This window comes from Streptomyces sp. NPDC053431, assembly GCF_044544925.1.
GTDB lineage: Bacteria > Actinomycetota > Actinomycetes > Streptomycetales > Streptomycetaceae > Streptomyces.
Genome location: NZ_JBITXX010000016.1, coordinates 178,976 through 185,499, shown reverse-complemented (window position 1 = coordinate 185,499; position 6,524 = coordinate 178,976). Strand labels below are relative to the sequence as shown.

General features: G+C 70.3%; 5 protein-coding genes. 4 read left to right on the top strand and 1 reads right to left on the bottom strand.

Annotation, left to right across the window (positions count from 1 at the left end; genetic code table 11):
* Nucleotides 1-1,190, bottom strand: a 1,190-nt coding sequence (locus ACIGXE_RS30200; RefSeq protein ID WP_399752193.1) for a homocysteine S-methyltransferase family protein, incomplete at its 3' end; no start/stop codon positions are given.
* Nucleotides 1,191-1,432: 242 nt separating this feature from the next.
* Here ACIGXE_RS30200 and ACIGXE_RS30195 point away from each other — a divergent pair.
* The 4 genes from ACIGXE_RS30195 to ACIGXE_RS30180 all read left to right on the top strand — a co-directional run bounded on the left by ACIGXE_RS30195 (nucleotide 1,433) and on the right by ACIGXE_RS30180 (nucleotide 6,451).
* The gene (locus ACIGXE_RS30195; RefSeq protein WP_399752191.1) at nucleotides 1,433-2,197 is read left to right on the top strand and encodes an IclR family transcriptional regulator; all 765 of its coding nucleotides are present in this window, start codon (nucleotides 1,433-1,435) and stop codon (nucleotides 2,195-2,197) included.
* A 264-nt stretch (nucleotides 2,198-2,461) separates the two neighbouring features.
* Nucleotides 2,462-3,247 carry an MIP/aquaporin family protein gene (locus ACIGXE_RS30190; protein ID WP_399752189.1) on the top strand — a complete coding sequence of 262 codons (786 nt, stop codon included), beginning with the start codon at nucleotides 2,462-2,464 and terminating at the stop codon, nucleotides 3,245-3,247.
* Nucleotides 3,248-3,282: 35 nt separating this feature from the next.
* On the top strand, nucleotides 3,283-4,830 hold the full coding sequence (glpK, locus tag ACIGXE_RS30185; RefSeq protein WP_399752186.1) for a glycerol kinase GlpK: 1,548 nt from the start codon (nucleotides 3,283-3,285) through the stop codon (nucleotides 4,828-4,830).
* Between the two features lie 16 nt (nucleotides 4,831-4,846).
* The gene (locus ACIGXE_RS30180) at nucleotides 4,847-6,451 is read left to right on the top strand and encodes an FAD-dependent oxidoreductase (protein WP_399752184.1); all 1,605 of its coding nucleotides are present in this window, start codon (nucleotides 4,847-4,849) and stop codon (nucleotides 6,449-6,451) included.
* The last annotated feature ends 73 nt before the right edge of the window (nucleotides 6,452-6,524 follow it).

Sequence of the window (6,524 nt, the reverse complement as noted above, 5' to 3'; positions counted from 1 at the left end):
TAGTCGACGCACAGGTCGAGCATGTGCGCGCCCTCACGGATCTGGTCGCGCGCCATCTCGACGCAGTCGTCCCAGCGGCCCTCCAGCATGGCCTCGCGGAACTTCTTCGACCCGTTCGCGTTCGTCCGCTCACCGATCGCCAGGTACGAGGTGTCCTGACGGAAGGGGACGGTCTGGTAGAGCGAGGCGGCGCCCGGCTCGGGGCGCGGATCGCGGGCCGGCGGGGTGAGATCGCGGACGCGCTCGACCACCTGGCGCAGGTGCTCGGGGGTCGTACCGCAGCAGCCGCCGATGAGCGAGAGGCCGTACTCGCGGACGAAGGTCTCCTGGGCGTCGGCGAGCTCGGCCGGGGACAGCGGGTAGTGGGCGCCGTCCGAGGTGAGCACCGGCAGGCCCGCGTTCGGCATGCAGGACAGCGGGATGCGCGAGTGGCGGGCGAGGTAGCGCAGGTGCTCGCTCATCTCGGCCGGGCCGGTCGCGCAGTTCAGACCGATCATGTCGATGCCCAGCGGCTCCAGCGCCGTCAGCGCGGCACCGATCTCCGAACCGAGCAGCATCGTGCCCGTCGTCTCCACCGTGACGGAACAGATCAGCGGGACGTCGACACCGAGGGCGTCGAGCGCGCGGCGGGCGCCGATGATCGAGGACTTCGTCTGCAGCAGGTCCTGGGTCGTCTCCACCAGCAGGGCGTCCGCGCCACCGGCGAGCAGGCCCTCGGCGTTCTGCTGGTAGGCGTCACGCAGAGCGGTGTACGGGGCGTGGCCCAGCGTCGGCAGCTTGGTGCCCGGGCCCATGGAGCCGAGCACCCAGCGCTGCCGGCCGGTGCTCGCGGTGAACTCGTCGGCCACCTCACGGGCGATCCGCGCACCGGCCTCGGAGAGCTCGTGGACGCGCTCCGGGATGTCGTACTCGCCGAGCGCGGCGAGGTTGGCGCCGAAGGTGTTGGTCTCGACGCAGTCCACGCCCGCGGAGAAGTACTCGTGGTGGACCGAGCGGACGATGTCGGGCCGGGTGATGTTCAGGATCTCGTTACAGCCCTCGAGGTTCTCGAAGTCCTCGAGGGTGGGGTCCTGTGCCTGGAGCATGGTGCCCATGGCGCCGTCGGCGACGACGACTCGGGTGGCGAGTGCTTCGCGGAGCGCTGCCGCTCGGCTGCGGAGGTCGGCGGAAGGGGTCGGCGACGAGGCCATGGATTGAGCTCCCTGGGATGCGACGGCTGTCGGCTTTGCACCCCCTGCGGAGGGTGCACTGGCCCAGACTAACCGCGCACGAGCCGGGGTGGACATGGGGTTCCAACTGGCGGACTGCATCCTTTGTGCGGGGACTCCCGGTCCGACCCGTTCTTGCACGACACTGTCGGTGTGACACAAGGTCGGCATCGACCGATAGTGTTCAGCATTGTCGAACAGCATGTGAGGAGAAGGGCCGGGCGATGGCGAAGAACATCCAGTCGCTTGAACGGGCGGCGGCGATGCTGCGACTGCTCGCGGGCGGCGAGCGCCGGCTCGGCCTGTCCGACATCGCCTCGTCCCTCGGGCTCGCCAAGGGGACGGCGCACGGCATCCTGCGCACGCTCCAGGCCGAGGGCTTCGTGGAGCAGGACGCGGCCTCCGGCCGCTACCAACTGGGTGCCGAGCTGCTGCGGCTCGGCAACAGCTATCTGGACGTGCACGAGCTGCGGGCGCGGGCCCTGGTGTGGACGGACGACCTGGCCCGCTCCAGCGGCGAGAGCGTCCACCTGGGCGTGCTGCACCAGCAGGGCGTGCTGATCGTCCACCATGTCTTCCGGCCCGACGACAGTCGGCAGGTCCTGGAGGTGGGGGCCATGCAGCCACTGCACTCCACGGCGCTGGGCAAGGTCCTGTCGGCGTACGACCCGGTGGCGCACAGCGAGGTGGTCGAGGTGACGCGGGAGCCCTTCACGCCCCGTACGGTCACGGACCTCACCGACTTCGAGAACCTCCTGGACATGACCCGGGCGCGCGGCTGGGCCGCGGACGTGGAGGAGACCTGGGAGGGCGTGGCCTCGGTGGCGGCGCCGATCCACGACCGGCGCCGGATGCCGGTGGGCGCGGTGGCCATCACGGGCGCGGTGGAGCGGGTCTGCTCGGAGGGCGAGCTGCGCTCGGAGCTCGTGGCGGCCGTGCGGGACTGCGCCCGGGCGGTCTCCCGGGACCTCGGGGCGGGCCGCTTCTGAGGCCTGGACCACGTCCGGAGAGACCCGCTGGAACCCGTCGGTAACGATCGCGTTATCGGCGGGTTTTTCGCTGCCACCACCCTTGACGCGCTGTTAACCGTGGCGCAAAACTTCCGTTCATCGGTCGGCATTGTCGAACAGCTACCGGCAATACGCGCTAAGGTGTGGCAGTGCCAAGGCCGGAAACGCCCTCACCCCGAGGGCGCGGACCATCGGAGTGACCGTGGTTCGCCTTCCCCTGGACGAAGGACAAAGGAGTCGCGGGTGTCCAGCTCCGACATCTTCCTCGGCGAGACCATCGGTACCGCCGTACTCATCCTGCTCGGCGGCGGTGTCTGCGCCGCCGTGACGCTCAAGAGCTCCAAGGCCCGCAACGCGGGCTGGCTCGCGATCACCTTCGGGTGGGGCTTCGCCGTCATGACGGCGGTCTACATGACCGCTTCCCTCTCCGGCGCCCACCTGAACCCCGCCGTGACGATCGGTATAGCGATCAAGGACGGCGACTGGAGCAACGTGCCGGTCTACATCGCCGGTCAGATGCTCGGCGCCATGATCGGCGCGGCGCTCGTCTGGATCGCCTACTACGGCCAGTTCCGGGCCCACCTCACCGACGAGTCGATCATCTCGACGCCGCACGAGGAGGGCATGGTCGACCAGAAGGCCGCGCCGAAGGCCGGCCCGGTCCTGGGCGTCTTCTCGACCGGCCCGGAGATCCGTAACCCCTGGCAGAACCTGGCCACCGAGATCATCGGCACCGTGGTGCTCGTGCTCGCCGTGCTCACCCAGGGCCTCAACGACAGCGGCAAGGGCCTCGGCGTCATCGGCGCCCTGATCACCGCCTTCGTCGTGGTCTCCATCGGCCTCTCGCTCGGCGGCCCGACCGGTTACGCCATCAACCCGGCCCGTGACCTCGGCCCGCGCATCGTGCACGCCCTGCTCCCGCTGCCGAACAAGGGCGGCTCCGACTGGAGCTACGCCTGGGTCCCGGTCGTCGGCCCGCTGGTCGGCGGCGCCATCGCCGCGGGTATCTACAACATCGCGTTCGCCTGAGCCGTCCTTCTTCCAGACCACCCTTGGAGTACACCGTGACCGACGCCCCCACCGCCGCCGCCTCCCACGGCGCAGGGCCGTTCATCGCCGCCATCGACCAGGGCACCACGTCGTCCCGCTGCATCGTCTTCGACAAGGACGGCCGGATCGTCTCCGTCGACCAGAAGGAGCACGAGCAGATCTTCCCGAAGCCGGGCTGGGTCGAGCACGACGCCGCCGAGATCTGGACCAACGTCCAGGAGGTCGTCGCCGGCGCCATCGCCAAGGCCGGGATCACCGCCGCCGACGTCAAGGCGATCGGCATCACCAACCAGCGCGAGACCACGCTGATGTGGGACAAGAACACGGGTGAGCCCGTCCACAACGCGCTCGTCTGGCAGGACACCCGCACCGACACCCTGTGCAAGGAGCTCGGCCGCAACGTCGGCCAGGACCGCTTCCGCCGCGAGACCGGCCTGCCGCTCGCCTCGTACTTCTCCGGCCCCAAGGTCCGCTGGCTGCTCGACAACGTCGAGGGCCTGCGCGAGCGCGCCGAGCGCGGCGACATCCTCTTCGGCACCATGGACTCCTGGGTCATCTGGAACCTGACCGGCGGTGTCGAGGGCGGCCACCACGTCACCGACGTCACCAACGCCTCGCGCACCCTGCTGATGAACCTGCACACCATGGGCTGGGACGACAAGATCCTGCAGTCCATGGAGATCCCGGCCGCGGTCCTGCCGGAGATCCGCTCCTCCGCCGAGGTGTACGGCACGGTCAAGGGCGGCGTCCTCGACGGCGTGCCCGTCGCCTCCGCGCTCGGCGACCAGCAGGCCGCCCTGTTCGGCCAGACCTGTTTCGCCGAGGGCGAGGCCAAGTCCACGTACGGCACCGGAACGTTCATGCTGATGAACACCGGCGACAAGATCATCAACTCCTACAGCGGCCTGCTGACCACCGTCGGCTACCAGATCGGCGAGGAGAAGCCGGTCTACGCCCTGGAGGGCTCGATCGCCGTCACCGGCTCGCTCGTCCAGTGGATGCGCGACCAGATGGGCCTCATCAAGTCCGCCGCGGAGATCGAGACGCTGGCCTCCTCCGTGGAGGACAACGGCGGCGCCTACTTCGTCCCCGCCTTCTCCGGGCTGTTCGCCCCGTACTGGCGTTCCGACGCCCGCGGTGTCATCGCCGGCCTCACCCGGTACGTCACCAAGGCGCACATCGCCCGCGCCGTGCTCGAGGCGACCGCCTGGCAGACCCGCGAGATCACCGACGCCATGACCAAGGACTCGGGCGTCGAGCTGTCCGCCCTCAAGGTCGACGGCGGCATGACCTCCAACAACCTGCTGATGCAGACCCTCTCGGACTTCCTGGACGCCCCCGTCGTGCGCCCGATGGTCGCCGAGACCACCTGCCTCGGCGCCGCCTACGCCGCCGGCCTGGCCGTCGGCTTCTGGCCCGACACCGACGCCCTGCGCGCCAACTGGCGCCGGGCCGCCGAGTGGACCCCTCGCATGGACGCCGACAAGCGTGACAGCGAGTACAAGAACTGGCTCAAGGCTGTAGAGCGCTCCATGGGCTGGCTCGAAGAAGAAGAGAACTGACGAGGAGTAAGTTGCGATGACCACCCTGCAGAGCCTCCCCTCCCTGGGGATGCACCCGGCTGCCGGTTCCCTTCCGACCCGCGCCGAGACCCGGGAGCAGCTGTCCAAGGCGACGTACGACCTCCTGGTGATCGGCGGCGGCATCCTGGGCATCTCCACCGCCTGGCACGCCGCGCAGTCCGGACTGCGGGTGGCCCTGGTGGACGCCGGCGACTTCGCCGGCGCCACCTCCTCCGCCTCCTCCAAGCTCCTCCACGGCGGCCTGCGCTACCTGCAGACCGGCGCGGTCAAGCTGGTCGCGGAGAACCACTTCGAGCGGCGTGCCGTCTCCCGCCAGGTGGCCCCGCACCTGTCGAACCCGCTCACCTTCTACCTGCCCGTCTACAAGGGCGGCCCGCACGGCGCGGCCAAGCTCGGCGCCGGCGTCTTCGCCTACAGCGCCCTGTCCGCCTTCGGCGACGGCGTCGGGCACCTGCTGAGCCCCGCCAAGGCCGCCCAGGACGTGCCGGAGCTGCGCACCGACAACCTCAAGGCCGTCGCGGTCTACGGCGACGACCAGATGAACGACTCCCGCATGGCCCTGATGACGGTCCGCGCCGCGGTCGACGCCGGCGCGGTCGTCCTCAACCACGCCGAGGTCACCGGCCTGCGCTTCACCCGGGGCCGGGTCACCGGCGCCGAGCTGCGGGACCGCCTGTCCGGCGACGAGTTCGGTGTGAGCGCCCGCCTGGTGCTCAACGCCACCGGTCCGTGGGTCGACCACCTGCGCAGGATGGAGGACCCGAACGCGGCGCCCTCCATCCGCCTCTCCAAGGGCGCCCACCTGGTCCTCAAGCGCACCTCCCCGTGGAAGGCCGCGCTGGCCACCCCGATCGACAAGTACCGGATCACCTTCGCCCTCCCCTGGGAGGACATGCTGCTGCTCGGCACCACCGACGAGGAGTACGAGGGCGACCCGGGCGAGGTCGCGGTCAACGACAAGGACATCGCCCAGATCCTGGACGAGGCCGCCTTCTCCATCCGCGACCAGCAGCTCGACCGCTCCCTCATCACCTACGCCTTCGCGGGCCTGCGGGTGCTTCCGGGCGGACCCGGCGACACCTCCAAGGCCAAGCGCGAGACCGTCGTCACCGAGGGCCGCGGCGGCATGCTGTCGGTGGCCGGCGGTAAGTGGACCACCTTCCGCCACATCGGCCGCACCATCATGAAGAAGCTGGAGTCGCTCCCGGGCGGCCCGCTCGGCGACGACTACGAGCCGGTCTCCACGCTGCCGAAGCGGCTGCCGCTGCCCGGCATCGCCAACCCGAACGCGGTCGTGCACCGGCTGCTCGTGGACGGCCCGGCGCCCGGTCCCCGCATGTCCGCCGACACCGCCAAGCACCTCGCCACCCACTACGGCTCGCTCTCCTTCGACATCGCCCGCATGGCGAACGAGAACCCCGAGCTGGCCCAGCGCATCCACCCCGACGCGCCGGAGATCTGGGCCCAGGTCGCCTACGCCCGCGACCACGAGTGGGCGGAGACCGCGGACGACGTGCTGCGCCGCCGCACCACGCTGACCATCCGCGGTCTGGCCACGGACGAGATCCGCGGCAAGGTCGAGGACATGCTCCGCAAGTAGCGGTCCGCCGCCGAGGCTGCAGGGCCGAGGAGTCACCGGTGGGCGGTCCCGACGGGGCCGCCCACCGGCGCGT

Excerpts from the sequence above, each read along its gene's own strand:
- ACIGXE_RS30180 (WP_399752184.1), top strand. The coding sequence starts at position 4,847 with ATGACCACCCTGCAGAGCCTCCCCTCCCTGGGGATGCACCCGGCTGCC.
- ACIGXE_RS30195 (WP_399752191.1), top strand. The coding sequence starts at position 1,433 with ATGGCGAAGAACATCCAGTCGCTTGAACGGGCGGCGGCGATGCTGCGA.